Annotated in this window: 14 protein-coding genes; 7 read left to right on the top strand and 7 right to left on the bottom strand. The window is 62.6% G+C overall.

The window, feature by feature from the left end:
- The first annotated feature begins 2 nt into the window (after positions 1–2).
- Positions 3–458 (top strand): MarR family winged helix-turn-helix transcriptional regulator, encoded by a 456-nt coding sequence (locus ABIE40_RS22100; protein ID WP_199625767.1) that lies wholly within the window; start codon positions 3–5, stop codon positions 456–458.
- On the opposite strand, the gene ABIE40_RS22095 is transcribed toward ABIE40_RS22100, so the two are convergent.
- Positions 455–1,369: a LysR family transcriptional regulator gene (locus ABIE40_RS22095; RefSeq protein WP_199625766.1), complete on the bottom strand. Its 915-nt coding sequence runs from the start codon at positions 1,367–1,369 to the stop codon at positions 455–457. The two genes, ABIE40_RS22100 and ABIE40_RS22095, sit on opposite strands and share 4 nt — an antisense overlap.
- A gap of 113 nt (positions 1,370–1,482) precedes the next feature.
- Here ABIE40_RS22095 and ABIE40_RS22090 point away from each other — a divergent pair, with 113 nt between their 5' ends.
- The 3 genes from ABIE40_RS22090 to ABIE40_RS22080 are packed head-to-tail and all read left to right on the top strand — an operon-like array spanning position 1,483 to position 3,637.
- Positions 1,483–2,280, top strand: coding sequence for a type 1 glutamine amidotransferase domain-containing protein (locus tag ABIE40_RS22090; protein ID WP_199625765.1), 798 nt, complete (start codon positions 1,483–1,485; stop codon positions 2,278–2,280).
- Positions 2,281–2,299: 19 nt separating this feature from the next.
- Positions 2,300–2,596 carry a putative quinol monooxygenase gene (locus tag ABIE40_RS22085; protein ID WP_199625764.1) on the top strand — a complete coding sequence of 99 codons (297 nt, stop codon included), beginning with the start codon at positions 2,300–2,302 and terminating at the stop codon, positions 2,594–2,596.
- Positions 2,597–2,623: 27 nt separating this feature from the next.
- Entirely contained in the window at positions 2,624–3,637 is a 1,014-nt protein-coding gene (locus tag ABIE40_RS22080) for an aldo/keto reductase (RefSeq protein ID WP_199625763.1), read from the top strand.
- Positions 3,638–3,639: 2 nt separating this feature from the next.
- On the opposite strand, the gene ABIE40_RS22075 is transcribed toward ABIE40_RS22080, so the two are convergent.
- Entirely contained in the window at positions 3,640–4,020 is a 381-nt protein-coding gene (locus tag ABIE40_RS22075) for a GFA family protein (protein ID WP_199625762.1), read from the bottom strand.
- A 68-nt stretch (positions 4,021–4,088) separates the two neighbouring features.
- Positions 4,089–5,315: a type 1 periplasmic-binding domain-containing protein gene (locus tag ABIE40_RS22070; RefSeq protein ID WP_354541111.1), complete on the bottom strand. Its 1,227-nt coding sequence runs from the start codon at positions 5,313–5,315 to the stop codon at positions 4,089–4,091.
- A gap of 426 nt (positions 5,316–5,741) precedes the next feature.
- Here ABIE40_RS22070 and ABIE40_RS22065 point away from each other — a divergent pair, with 426 nt between their 5' ends.
- Complete coding sequence (locus tag ABIE40_RS22065; protein ID WP_354541110.1) at positions 5,742–6,512, top strand: transglutaminase-like cysteine peptidase; 771 nt, start codon at positions 5,742–5,744, stop codon at positions 6,510–6,512.
- A 172-nt stretch (positions 6,513–6,684) separates the two neighbouring features.
- Positions 6,685–7,431: a histidine phosphatase family protein gene (locus ABIE40_RS22060; RefSeq protein WP_199625760.1), complete on the top strand. Its 747-nt coding sequence runs from the start codon at positions 6,685–6,687 to the stop codon at positions 7,429–7,431.
- 1 nt (position 7,432) lies between these two features.
- Here ABIE40_RS22060 and ABIE40_RS22055 read toward each other — a convergent pair whose 3' ends face one another.
- The 4 genes from ABIE40_RS22055 to ABIE40_RS22040 are packed head-to-tail and all read right to left on the bottom strand — an operon-like array spanning position 7,433 to position 12,958.
- Complete coding sequence (locus ABIE40_RS22055; protein ID WP_199625759.1) at positions 7,433–8,092, bottom strand: ribbon-helix-helix domain-containing protein; 660 nt, start codon at positions 8,090–8,092, stop codon at positions 7,433–7,435.
- On the bottom strand, positions 8,093–9,385 hold the full coding sequence (locus tag ABIE40_RS22050) for an HlyD family type I secretion periplasmic adaptor subunit (RefSeq protein WP_199625758.1): 1,293 nt from the start codon (positions 9,383–9,385) through the stop codon (positions 8,093–8,095). It abuts the gene before it with no gap.
- Positions 9,382–11,577, bottom strand: a complete 2,196-nt coding sequence (locus tag ABIE40_RS22045) for a type I secretion system permease/ATPase (protein ID WP_199625757.1) — start codon at positions 11,575–11,577, stop codon at positions 9,382–9,384. The genes ABIE40_RS22050 and ABIE40_RS22045 overlap by 4 nt, the downstream gene beginning before the upstream one ends.
- Positions 11,578–11,596: 19 nt before the next feature.
- A complete protein-coding gene (locus ABIE40_RS22040) occupies positions 11,597–12,958 on the bottom strand; it encodes a TolC family outer membrane protein (protein WP_130280653.1) in 1,362 nt (453 codons plus the stop codon).
- 318 nt (positions 12,959–13,276) lie between these two features.
- Here ABIE40_RS22040 and ABIE40_RS22035 point away from each other — a divergent pair, with 318 nt between their 5' ends.
- Positions 13,277–14,032: a GGDEF domain-containing protein gene (locus ABIE40_RS22035; RefSeq protein ID WP_199625905.1), complete on the top strand. Its 756-nt coding sequence runs from the start codon at positions 13,277–13,279 to the stop codon at positions 14,030–14,032.
- Positions 14,033–14,072: the final 40 nt, after the last annotated feature.

Genomic DNA, 14,072 nt, shown 5'->3' with positions numbered 1-14,072 from the left:
TGATGGCCAGGAAGCCGAAGGACGATCTGACGGACGCCGATTACGAGGCGCTTTCCAATCTGCGCTACACGCTGCGCCGCTTCATGGATTTCAGCGCCTCCGCAGCCCAGGAAGAAGGCCTGCCGGTGCAGCAGCATCAGGCACTGCTGGCAATCAGGGGCCACCGCAGCGAGGAGGCGATGACCATCGGCCTGCTCGCCGAGCGGCTGCTGATCGCGCCGCATTCGGCAACCGAGCTCGTCGGCCGCCTGGTAACCGCCGGCTACGTGTCGCGCACCGCCGACCCGAACGACAAGCGCCGCCAGACGCTGGCGCTGACCGACAAGGCCGAAACCGTGCTCAAGCGGCTGACCGCCATTCACCTCACCGAGATCCGCGACCTGGCGCCACGGCTGATCGGCATTCTGCATGGTTTGCAGGATGGGGTGGAACTCCAGGACGATCCCTGGTCGGATTAGGCGTCAGCCTGCCCGGCAATCTCCTTCGCCACCTCCGATATCAGCGAACGCAGCCAGCGGTGCGCGGGGTCGTGGCGGTAGCGGACGTGCCAGGCGATCTCGACCGGGAAGGTCCCGAGATCGGCGGGGGCTGGCAGGATCTTCAGCCGGGTGTCGCGGGCGAGCCGCCGGCAGATCTGGCGCGGCAGCGTGGTGCAATAGTCGGTGGCGGCGATCATTTCCGGCACGGCGAGGAAATGGGTGACGGATACGGCGACTTCGCGGCGCAGGCCGCGCTGCTCCAGCGCCTGGAAGAGGCCGGCGCGCAGGCGCCCGGGCGGCAGGACGTTCACATGCTTCAACCGCTCGTAATCTTCCTTCGAAATGCTGTCGCCGATCTCGGGATGATCGGCGCGGACCACGCAGGCGAGCCCGTCATCCATCAGGTGCTGCACGACCATATTGTCCGGCGGATCGGTGATGCGGCCGAGCACCATCTCCGTCGTGCCCGAGACGGCACCGGTTTCGGAAAGATCGCTGCCGAAGGGGATGAGGCGGAGCTTGATGCCATCGGCGCGCCCCCGAAGCCGCGCGACCACTTCAGGCATCAGCACGAATTCGACATAGCTGTTGGGCGCGACGGTGAAGAGCCGGGATGCCTTTTCCGGATCGAATTCCTGCTGGCCGAGGATCAGCTCGTCGAACTGCGCCAGCGCCGTGCGGATCACCGGGGCCATCTCTTCGGCGAGCTGCGTCGGGCGCATGCCGTAGCGCTCGCGGATGAACAGCGGATCGCGCAGCGTGTCGCGCAGCCGGTTCAGCGCATTCGACAGCGCCGGCTGGGTAATCCCCAGACGCTCGGCGGCGCGGGTGACGTTGCGCTCCTCCATGAGGGCGAGGAAAACGGGCATCAGGTTCAGGTCGTATCGCATCCAGTTATAATGCCATGCGAATATCTGGAATAGAACAAATAAATTTCCGAAATACGTTGAGAAACGGCATCATCCAGTCATCGAAACGAGGCCAGAGGGCCAAGGAGATGACAATGAGCAAGGGTAAAGTTCTCGTAGTCGGTTCGAATGCAACGCGCATCGAAACCAGGGGCGGCCGTACCGGCGCAACCGGCCAGTATCTCAACGAAACCGTGGTTCCGGCGATGGCGGTGATCGCAGCCGGTTACGAGGTGGTGCTCGCCACCCCCAACGGCACCAAGCCGCATATCGACGAAGTCTCCGACAAGGCCGATCACTTCGGCGGCGACGAGGCGGCCTACCGCAAGGCCAAGGCTTTCTACGCCGAGGATCCCTCGATGAACAATGTAAGGACGCTGGCCGCCGTGATTGCCGAAGGCCTGGATGACTATGCCGGCGTCTTCGTGCCGGGCGGCCAGGCACCGGTTGTCGATCTGATGCAGGACCCCGATCTCGGCGAAATCCTGCGCCACTTCCATGAGAAGGCCAAGCCGACCGCGCTTCTCTGCCATGGCCCGATTGCCGTTGCCTCGGCCATGCCGCATGCCCGCGAATTCCGCGCCGCCCTTGTTGCCGGCGACCTGGCCAAGGCTGCCGAATGGGCCAGGGATTGGCAATATGCCGGCTATCAGATGACCGTCTTCTCCAACAGCGAAGAAAAGATCGTCGAGGACTACATTCTTCACGCCAAGCTCTATTTCAACGTGGTCGATGCGCTGCAGACGGCCGGGGGCAAGGTGGTGACGACAGCGGTCGATTTCGAACCGCACGTCATCGTCGATCGCGAACTGATCACCGGCCAGAACCCGCGTTCCGACCATCCGCTCGCCGCCAGGCTGGTCGAGGCTCTCGACCGCGCGACGGCAGCCTGAGACTGGGGGGAAGACAGCCATGCCGCATCCCGTGAAGATCATGGCGATCCTCGCCGCCCGGCCTGGCAAGGCCGAAGAACTGGAAGCGCTCCTTTCCGGCATGGCACCCGCCTGCCGGGCGGAGCCGGGCAATCTGCGCTGGGACATCTGGCGCGATCAGGCTGATGTTACGCGTTTCGCGCTTGATGAACTCTACCAGGATAGTGAGGCGGTGGCCGCCCACCGCCAGACCCCGCATTTCAAGGCCTATCTCGCAAAGATCAACGATCTCGCCGAACGCACCGCGCTCGTGCTCGATCCCGCCGATATCGGCTGACCCTGATAACAAGGAGAGGACAGACCAATGGCACTCAAGGATATTCTGCCGAGCAAGCTCGGTTTCGGCGCCGCCCCGCTCGGCAACATGTTCCGCGACATTCCGGAAGCGGAAGCACAGGCAACCGTCGATGCCGCCTGGAACGACGGCATCCGCTATTTCGACAACGCGCCCTTCTATGGCGCTGGTCTTGCGGAAATCCGCATGGGCGATGCGCTGGCCGGCAAGAAACGCGACGATTACGTGATCAGCACCAAGGTCGGCCGCGTCATCCTTGACGAGATCGAGGATGTCAGCGCCCGCGATCTTGGCGAGAAGGGCGAGGTCTTCAAGTACGGCCGCCCGAACAAGATCGTCAACGACTACTCGGCGGACGCCACCCTGCGCTCGATCGAGGACAGCCTGAAGCGGCTGAAGACCGACCGGATCGATATCGCCTTCGTGCACGACGTCGCTCAGGATTTTTACGGCGACGAATGGCTCGATGTCTTCGAGACCGCCCGCAAGGGTGCCTTCAAGGCGCTCGACCGGCTGCGCGACGAGGGCGTGATCAAGGCCTGGGGTCTCGGGGTGAATCGTGTCGAGCCGATCGAGCTGCTGCTCGGCTTGCAGGGGCCACGCCCCGACGGCTTCCTGCTTGCCGGGCGCTACACGCTGCTGGACCATGACCGCGCGCTGCAGCGGGTGATGCCGCTGGTTGCCGAACGTGGGCTCGGCATCGTCGCCGGTGGCCCCTACAGCTCCGGCGCGCTGGTCGGCGGGCCGAATTTCGAATATGCGCCGGCCACGCCTGCGATCCTCGACAAGGTGGCGCGCATCAGGGCGATCGCCGACCGCCACGGCGTCAGCATGAAGGCTGCAGGCCTGCAATTCTCGCTCGCCCACCCGGCCGTCGCCGCCGTCATCCCGGGCGCCAGCAAGCCCGACCGTATCGCCGAAGACAGCGCGGCGCTGAACGAGACGGTTCCTGCTGAGTTCTGGCGGGATCTGCGCAAGGCCGGCGTCATCAACCCCGAGGCACCGCTGCCGGACGGGCAGTGAGCTCAGGTGGGGATATCGAGTGCGACCCAGGGCAAAGCGTTTTCATTGAAGACGCTCTGCCTTGGCGTCAGCGTTTCCGGCTCCTCGAAACAGCCGAGCGCAATCGCAATCAGCTGGTCGCGAAATTCCGGCAGCCAATAGACCGTCGAGCCGCAGGACGGGCAAAAGTGGAAGGTGATCGATTTGCCGCTCCGGCCGAGGCGGCTGTAGGTCTCCGAGACACCAGCGCAGTCCACCCTCCCCTTGTCGAAGAAGACGGCGACGCCGAAGGCGCTGCCGGTTCGCTGACGGCAGGCGGTGCAGTGACAAACGGATATGGTGAGCGGATCGCCTTCGGCAGTGGCCGAGAGCTTGCCGCAGGAACAGGATGCCAGGCGCTTCATGGCCATCTCCTTGGTTTGCAGACAGAGGCGGGCTCCAAAGCCGCCGCCGGGCAAACCGCGGGATGGCTTCAGAATGCCTTGGGGGCCGCCACGAACAGGTTCGGCTTGCCGCCCGTCAGCGTGAACAGGCTGAGCTTGCGCTCGACGCCGCCTGAAGCGTTCAGGCGGAAGAGGCCGGTAATGCCGCGGAAGCCGGTCTTGCTGGTCAGGTTCTCCGCGGTCAGCGCCTTGGCGTCCTTGGTGCGGATGATGCCGGAGGCGATCGCCACCGCGTCGTAACCATAGGCGGCATTGGCTGTCAGCGGGCGGCGGTAGTGGCGCTGGTAGCGCTCCGAGATCATCGAGGCGCCCTCGGGATCGACCATGGCGATCAGCGCGCCCTGCACCGACGGGCTCGTATAAGACTGCTGCGGCCAGCCGCTGGTGCCGACCAGCGTGATATTGTTGAAGCCCGCGGCCTTGATCGCGCCCGCAACCGTGGTGACGATAACCGACTTGCCGAGCACGACGACGGTATCGGCGCCCTGCATCTGCGCCTTGCTCTTGGCGACAGCATCGGCGGCCGAAGCATCCGAGAGCGCATAACGCGCCGAGCCGAGATAGGTGCCGCCGCCGGCGCGAACGGCATTCGAAATCTCCGCCTCGCCCATCGCCGTCAGCTCGGTCGTCGCGAAGACGAAAACCTTCTTGTGCCCGCCGGCTACGGCCGTGCGCGCGCCTTCGGCGGCGCTGTCGGTCTCGTCGGAGACGAAATTATAGACACTCCCCGTCGCCGTCGGGACCGGGGCGCCGAGATTGATGAGCGGCGGACGCTCAGCCGAGGGAATGGCTGCGACAGCGGCGGCCGTCGCCTGCGGCGCAAAGCTGACGAGCAGCGCCGAATTGCGCCCCTTGGCGGCGGAAACGGCGTACGCCACCGCAGCTGGGCCGCTGCCGACATCGATCACCTTGACGAAGACCTGGCCGTTGCCGACTTCGCCGGTGCCGAGCGCTGCACCATCGCGGATATCGCGGGCCTCACCTTCATAGATGCCGCTTGCGCCCTTCGGAATCAGCAGGGTGATCTCGGCGCCGGTCTCGCCGAAGCTTTCCTCGACATCGCTGGACGGCGCCTTGATATCGGTGTTCTTGACCGTGTTGGAGAGACCATCGCCATCCGCCTGGCAACCGGCAAGAAAGCCGCCAGCCAAGAGCGCCAGAACCGGAACCATGCGGCGCATCGCACCAGACGTCTTGAGAGCCGCCTGGCGTAAACCATGCGGGCGCCCGGTGTTCACATTCAGATGCGGCGTCACTGTTTCCCCCGAGGATGCGATGTCGCGGCCTTTGGCGGCCTTTTTAGAATGGGCTTATTTCTGCACCGGGCGGGCGCGAAAATCAAACCATTCCCCCAAACTTGGTTGACGCAAACGCTAAACTTTTATGCGTCTTTGACCGGAATATTTATACTTGCATTTCCCAAGCTTCCACACCGCATATTTATAGCTAATCGGTACATTACTCTCAAACAGTGAGAGAAAAATCCGATGAAGCGCAGCACAAAATCAAAAATACTTGCAGCTTTTACTTTCGCATCTTTAACATCTCTTCTTGGTTCGGCGCCTGCAAACGCCGGACCGTTGGTTTCCCCGCAGATTTCTGCAACGACCTATGCCAGCGTTGCTTCGGAAAATACACTGGCTGCACTTGCAAGTGCCGCAAGTATATCCGGCCTCTACGGCATGGTTGAGACCGCTTACAGCGGCATCGCGGCAAGCTTCCAGCGCATTGATCTTGCCGCCATTGCACGGCCGCAACAGGTGGACGAGCCGCAGACGACCGCCTCGATCAAGCCCGACATGCCGGCCAAGCCCGCGGCCTCGAAGGATGCGGTGTTCGGCTCGGTAACCATTCCCTTCAAGCGGCTTGCAGCCGTGAAGCGCTTCGCGCCGTCGCTCGCCGAAATGGAAAGCGGTGCGGCAATCAGCTGCAACGCCAAGGGCTGCACCAACGCCGCGCAGGTGATCAAGGCCGCCCTCGGCCAGGCATCGCAGGCCTCGATCCGCGACAAGCTGAACACTGTCAACGCCGCCGTTAACCACGCGATCCGCTACCGTAAGGATATCGAGACCTACAAGGTCGCCGATTACTGGGCGACGCCATCGGAAACGCTCGCCCGCCAGCAGGGCGACTGCGAAGATTTCGCGATCCTGAAGATGGCGGCGCTGAAGGCCGAAGGCGTCGACATGAAGGACATGTCGATCGTGGTTCTCTTCGACCAGAAGCGTCACTTCTACCACGCCGTGCTCTCGGTCGCCGTTAACGGCAACTACTTCATCCTCGACAACATGCGCGACCAGGTTCTTACCGACAATCGCCTGCCCGACTACCAGCCGCTCTACTCGATCACATCGGGCAAGGGCTATCTCCACGGCCTGCGCGCCGGCAACAAACAGGTGGCTTCCGCCATGCCGCTTGAGAAAGTCGCCCCTGGCGAAGGTGTCCCCTACTGAGCCTCAGGCGATATCGAGCGGAGTGCAAGAGCCGGCCTTTGAGGCCGGCTTTTTGTTTCCGAACGTCACTCCCCATCCCTGTGCTTGCAACACGAATGAGGGAAGTGGAGGAACCTTGCACCCCACTTCTACCCCCGTATGATAGCGGCCATCCGCAACACCATGGCATCACATGCGCATCTTTCTCGTTCGACACGGCGAATCTCTCGGCAATCTCAGCGACAGCGCCTATCGCCAGTTCGGCGATCACAACGTCCCGCTGACGGAGTGGGGTTACCGGCAGGCGCTGGCGGCAGGAGAGAGCATCGCGGCCTATCTCGCCGGTCTCACCGACGCCGCGCCAAAGGCCACCGTCTGGCATTCGCCCTATCTGCGCACCCGCCAGACCAAGGATGCGATCCTGGAAGCGCTGCCTACGGCCGCCGTCGGCGCGGTGCTTGAGGACTACCTGCTGCGCGAACAGGATTTCGGGCTGTTCACCGAGATCTACGATCGCGCCGAGCAGCGGCGGAAATTTCCGGAGGAATTCGAGAAATGGGCGCGGCTGCGCAACAATAGCGGCAAGTTCTATGCCCGCCCGCCGGATGGCGAGAGCCGGGCCGATGTGGCGCAGCGCGTGCGGCTCTTCCTGCTGACGGTGATGCACGATATCGGCCGCGGCAACGATACCGCCATCATCGTCGGCCACGGCGTCACCAACCGGGCCTTCGAGATGAACTTCCTGCATCACGGCATCGACTGGTTCGAACACTCCGACAACCCTGGCAATGCCGACGTGACGCTGATCGAGGGCACCCATGCCGAAGGTTACAGCTCAATGCTGCTGCACAAGGCCGATGACCGCACGCCGGAAGCCGCAACAGAACTGCGCGCAGCCCATGGCTCGGATCTGACGATCACACCGAAATCAAATAGTTAGATCAGTAGCGGGAGATATAGCCGACCAGCATCGGCTTTTCGTGGGTCGGCGCCAGCGCCAGGTTGATCTGGCCCTTCATCGCCTGCGAACCGGCGGCAATGCTGAAGCCGGTGTTCAGCGTCTTGCCCTTGTTCATCGCAAGCGTTGCCATCGCATCCTCGATCTGCGTATCGATCGAGAATCGCAGGCTCTTGGTCAGCTGCGCCGCATCGCCCATCGGCAGCCGGTGGCGCAGCATCGATAGGAAGGCGTCGTTGAAGAGCTGGATCTTCTTGTCCAGCGTCAGCAGGATGGTCGGTGACGGCGAGGCCTGGATCAGCGCATTCAGATTGGCCATCGAAGAGACGTCCTCAACCGTATCGAGACGCTTCAGCGCCCATTTGAAGCTGAGCACGCGCAGCAACGAGGCGAGATTGCCGGTTTCCGGCATTTGTGCCGCGGTGTGATGCACGAGATCGGCAGTCGTCATCTTGCCGGCCGACGACATGCGGCCGAGACCGTCCCAATAGATCCGTTCCAGGCGAATGCCACGGCGCTCCCCGCCCCGGCCGGCAACGGCGCGGAAACGCGGCTCGATCTCTTCGGCGTCGATAGCAGGCAGCTGCTCCTCGACGGGCTCAGCATTGGCGAGATCTGTTGCGGCGGCCTTGCTGATCAGCATCTACCGCTCCGTCAGCGCTTCAGAGCGCGCCTTGTTGATCGGCTTCAGGAGGTAGCTCAGCACAGTCTTGTTGCCGGTCATGATCTCGACCGAGGCGACCATGCCCGGGATGATCGGATAGGCCTTGCCGTTGCGCGAGAGCTCCGACTTGTCGGTCTTCACCTGCACGAGGTAATAGGTTTCGCCCTTTTCCTTCTCGACGAGGCTGTCCGCCGAGATATTCTCGACGACGCCTTCGAGGCCGCCGAAGATCGAGAAGTCGTAGGCGGTGATCTTGACGACGGCCGGCTGGCCGCGGCGGACGAAAGCGACATCGCGCGGCGAAATTTTCGCTTCGATCAGCAGCGTATCGGCTGTCGGCACGATGCCGGCGATGACGCGGCCGGGATCGACATAGGCGCCGATCGTGTTGACTTCGAGCGTATTGACGATGCCATCGACCGGCGAGCGGATATCGGTGCGCTTGACGCGGTCCGAAGCGCCACGGATCGTCTCGTCGACAACGGAGAGCTCGGCCAGTGTCGTGGCTTTTTCGGTAAGCGCCTGCTGACGCAGCTCCAGCGCCAGATCGCCGACCTGCAGCTTGGCTTCCTGAACGGCAGCTTCGAGGCGATCGATGCTTTCCTGATAGACCTTGAGCTGGCCCTGCTGGTCGGTAAGATCGCGCTCGACCTTGAGCATCTCGGTCTGGGCGACCAGCTTCTTGTCGCTCAGCGGCTTGATCAGATCGTACTGGCGCTTGGCGCCGTCGATGTTGTCGGTCAGGCGGGCGATGTTGGCATGCGCTTCGTTGAGCTCGTTCTCGCGCTGCTTGACGCGCTCCTGGAGAACGCCGAGCTTGTTCTCATAGCTCGCACGGTCGGCGGCAAAGAGGTTTTCCTCGTTGTCACAGACCGGTTTGGCAACGGAGAGAATCTCAGCAGGGCAGACGAATTTCGTGTCGTAGAGACCGGCTTCCTCGAGCTTCAGACGGGCGACCTTGGCGCCGAGCGCGCGGGCCTTGGCAACGGATTCACCGAGCGTCGAGGCGGTCGTCGTATTGTCGAGCTGCACCAGCAGCTGACCCTTGCGGACAACCTGGCCGAGCGTGACGGCAATCTGCTGGACGACACCGGGCTCCGACGACTGGATGATCTGCGTCTTCGAGACCGGGATGACCTTGCCCTCGCCGCGGGCGATCTCATCGATGCTGGCGAAGGCTGCCCAGGCAAGGAAGCTCGCGATCAGCAGGGCGCAGAGCGCCAGAATGGCACGGGCAAAGAGCGGCGGATTGTCGATCTGGGCGCGGCTCATCGGACAACTCCTGCGGCAGCCGAAGCTGCCGGGGCAGCGGCGGCCGGACGCGGCTGCTGCATCGCCTGGATGACGGCCTGCTTCGGGCCATCGGCAATGATCTTGCCCTTGTCGATGACGATCAGGCGATCGACCAGTTCCAGCATGCTGTGGCGATGCGTGGCGATCAGCAGCGTCGTCTCGGGGCCGAAGGCATTCGACAGGCGCGAGATCAGGTGGCGTTCGGTCGCAAGGTCCATGGCGCCGGAGGGCTCGTCGAGGAAGACGATCTTCGGCTTGGTGAGCAACAGGCGGGCAATGGTCAGAGCCTGCTTCTGGCCGCTCGACAGATTGGTGCCGCGCTCGCCGACCGGCATGTCGAAGCCGCGCGGATGATTGCCGACGAATTCATCGACGCCGGTGATGCGGGCAACCTGCAGCAGCTCCTCATCGGTGGCATCGGCGCGGCCGATCAGCAGGTTTTCCTTGACGGTGCCGGAGAAGAGATCCGATGACTGGCCGGCAACAGCGACGGCCGAACGGACTTCCGCCATGTGATACTGGCGGATATCGACGCCATCGATCAGCACGCGGCCGGCAGCCGGCGCAAAGAGGCCATCGAGCAGGCGTCCGAGTGTCGTCTTGCCGGAGCCGATGCGGCCGATAATGCCGATCTTTTCGCCGGGACGGACATTGAAGGACAGGCCGTTGATGACAGGGTGATCCGAGCCCGGATACTGGAACGACACGTTCTGGAAGCTGAAGCCACCATGGGCGATCTGGCGGTTGACGAAGCCGACCGTGGACGGCCGGTCGTCGGGCTGTTCCATGATCTTGTCGAGGATGCGCAGCGACATGGTGGCCTGGCGGAAACGCGCCAGCGTCATGGCGATCTGGCCGAGCGGCGCACCGGCGCGGCTAGCCAGCATCACGGTGGCGACGATAGCGCCCATGGCGATGCGGCCCTCGGAGAATTCGTAAGTGCCGGCAATGACGATGAAGACGCTGACCATCTGCTGGATCAGCATCGTCGTGTTGATCGCATTGGTCGAGATATGCTTGATGTCTTCGCTGGTGCGGCTCGAATATTTCGTCAGTTCCTGCCAGCGGCGCAGCATGGTGGCTTCGGCGCGCAGGCTCTTCAGCGTTTCGATGGTCGAGATCGTCTCGACCAGCAGCGACTGGCGGCGCGAGGCCTCGTTCGCCGCCGTTGCCATGCGCTTGCCGATCGCCGCCTGCGCCCAGAGGCCGATGGCGACGGAGGCGACCAGAGCGACGGCGGGAATGACGACGAGCCAGCCGGAGATCAGATAGATCACGAACAGGAAGATGAACACGAAGAGGCTGTCGATGAGGACGCCGATCGTGTTCGAGGTGAAAAATTCGCGGACGAACTCATATTGCGTGACGCGGTTGGCATATTCGCCCGTCGACATCGGCCGCGAGGCGAGCGTCGAGTTCAGCACCTTGTCGAAGATCATCTGCGACAGGCGCAGATCCGCCTTGCGGCCGGCATAATCGATCAGCGAGGAACGCGCGGTCTTCAGGAGGAAATCGAAGAGATAGGCGAGCGAAATGCCGGCCGAGAGAACCCAGAGCGTCGGGATCGCCTTGTTCGGCAGCACGCGGTCATAGACGTTCATCGTGAACAGCGGCGAGCCGAGCGCAATGAGGTTGATGAACAGCGCGGCGACCATGACGCGGACATAGGTGCGCCAGTAGGGCGCCAGCGTCGTTGCCAGCCAGTGGCGCTTCTCGATCTCGACGGCATTGCCGACAAGCGCCTCTTCCGAAGCGTTCTGATAATAGAGCGTGAAGGCAAAAGCCGTATGCGGCTTCAGCGCCGCGAGCTCCTGCCGCGTGATGCGGATCGGCGCACCCGGGATCGCGACGATATCGGTAACGTAAGAGCCGTCTTCAGCGATCTCGAGCAGCGGCAGCACGCCGCCATCGGCGAACGCGACGATCGCCGGACAGTCGAAATTGCCGGTGCGGCAATCGCGCTCTTCGTGCTTGATCACCTGCAGGCCGATACGCTCGGCCATGCGCTCGACATCGTCGACCTCGAGCGATTCGGTGATCTCATCCGGCAGGCCGGAGAAGAGCACCGTGTCCGAGGATGGACGGCCATAGAACGCAGCCACAGACTTGAAAGCGGCTTTGAATGTTTGCAGCGGCGTGCCGCTGGAAGTTTCGAGCGCTACGTTCAGCATTGTTCCATGGCCGTGTCGACTACTGCTGTCGAATTGGCGCTAGGAGGTCCAGGGGCATGCCAGCCTTCTGCGTGGACTGCAGCTCGACATAACCCGGATCAGCGACGCCCGCGGGGACAACAAACTCTTCCCGCGCATAAGCCTTGGCCTGCTCGACCGGACGCAGCTTCATGGTCTGAAGCAGGTTACCGGAGGCGGCCAGGATCTTGTATTCGGCAAACAGCGAGGCAACGCGCGCCGTGTCTGCCAGAACTCTGGTGTTGAAATTGGTGTTCTGCGCGTCCAGCACGTCGAGCAGCGACCGCTGGCCGACACCGAACTGCTGACGGTAGGACGAAACGAGCTGGGCGTTGGTCTGCGCCTGCTTACCGAGGATACCGGCAAGGGTACCGCGGCTGGTGCGCTCGTTCCAGGCGGAACGGACCGACTGCTCGACTTCGCGCTGCACCTGAGCCAGCGCGTAACGCTGCTCGCCGGCACGGCGGATCTGCTCCTGCTCGCGGGCCGTGTCGATACCGCCGCGATAGAGGTTCCAGCGGGCAACGACACGAACCTGATAGTCGTTGGTGTTGCCTTCGTCGCCATCGATGTCATCGCCGACGCGGGCGGTGCCTTCGAGATCGACCTTCGGCAGGTAGTTGGCGCGCGAACCGCGAACGCCGGCATCAGCGGCATCGACATCGGCATTGGCCGAGTAGATGCGCGGGCTGTTCTTGGCAGCGACGAAGACCGCGTCATTCAGCGTCTTCGGCAGGAACTTGCTGACCGACGGCGGGGTGGACGCATTGGTGATCGGCTCGCCGACGGCCTGGAGGAAGCGGATGCGGGTCGCTTCCAACTCTTCCTTGGCTTCCTGGAGGCGGGCCTGAGCAGCCTGCTGGCGCTCGACGCCCTGCAGACGGTCGGCATCGGTGAGCGTGCCGCCCTTGATGCTCTGCTCGATATTGCCGAGGATCTGGTTGTGGAAGCCGACGTTATCCTGCGCCGCCTTCACGATCTGGTTCTGGAGGATGTATTCCAGATAATCCTGCGTGACTTCGAGGGCGAGCGCTTCCGAGCGTTCGAGAACGCGGAACGAGGCGCCATCGACGCGGGCGGCCTGCTGCTCGACCTGCGAGCGGCGGCTGCCGCCGTCAAACAACGTCTGCGTAACGGTAAGACCAACTTCGCCCGGCTTCAGGTAATCATGGTCCGACGTCAGCGTACCTGTGCTGGAATTGGACAGCCTGCGGCGGCCGACACCAGCTTCAAGATCCACGGACGGCAAGTAAAGGCCGCGTGCCTGGCGCAGTTCAAATTCGACAGCTTCACGATCCTTGGCAGCCTGCAAGATCTGCGGGTTCGTCTTCATCGTCTTTTCGATCGCCTGCTGCAAGGTCATTGCATCGGCGTTAATCGAAAACGCGAAGCTGAAAGCAACGGTAGCGGACAGAGCCGCAAAAATTCTTTTGCCTTTAAACAAGACTGATGCCCCTCAACATCTCAGATTCACCGGGCGAAACCCATATACCGAAGCTGTTCTTCGGCAAACAAGTATCACCAACATTTCCACACTCCAACTGTAGAGCGGGACATTCCTTCGAAGACAGTTAATTCACAGAGATCACACACTAAAGGAACAATTTTACAGGATTTTTTAATCCCCAATTTTCCCGCAGCTGATTAGCTCTATCCGTACTGGAAACGGATATTGCGCGCCATGAATTTCCGAAAGAATTACTCCCTGCCCTCAGTAAAAGCCCTGCGGACGGCCGCATTCGGAGCATCAGGATGCCTCGTTGGGTCCGCTGGGGTTTTACTTATCTTAAACCTTCTTATGCCGGACCGACCATTTTTGGTAGGTTTAATCAGTACATGCTCAATTTCTCTGTTTGTTGCATTTCCGCTGCTTGCAGCAATCGGAAGCAAAAACGCTGAAATCCGGAAGCTACACGAACGGATTAATTACTCGGCCCGCCACGACGCGGCGACGGGCGCTCTCAACGGCACCGCCTTTGCCGCATCCGTCGAGCATTACATCGACCGGCGCAAGCGGATCGCCACCGACTCAGGCGGCATCATGATCGCCGCCGTCGTCGATCCGCTGGACGCGATCAGCCGCCGCTACGGGCCGCAATGGGCCGATACAGTAATGCAGTCGCTCGCCGCCATTATCCAGTCCTCGGTGCGCAGCGGCGATCTGGTGGCGCGGCTCGCCACCAACGAGCTCGGCATCTTCCTGCCGGGCGCCGCCCCCGAAAGCGCCGTCGACATCGCCAACCGCATCCGCGAGCGCGTCTCCGCCGCCGCCTTCGCCGCCGACGAGAACCCGCTCTCCATCGACCTGAAGCTCGGTGGCGCGATCTTCGACGGCCCGGCGGAGTTCAATCGGATCAGGCAGATGGCGGGAGAGCTGGCGATGGATGCGGGTGGCGACGACGAGCCGATCTCGATCGGGCGGTTGCCGGCCGCTTGAAAGCAGAAAAGGCGCTTTCGCGCCTTTTCCAATGGTCTGA

The organism is Rhizobium sp. OAE497 (genome assembly GCF_040546565.1).
Taxonomy (GTDB): Bacteria; Pseudomonadota; Alphaproteobacteria; order Rhizobiales; family Rhizobiaceae; genus Rhizobium.
Note: the sequence above shows the minus strand (reverse complement) of the source record. Positions and strands in the feature narration are given on the sequence as shown.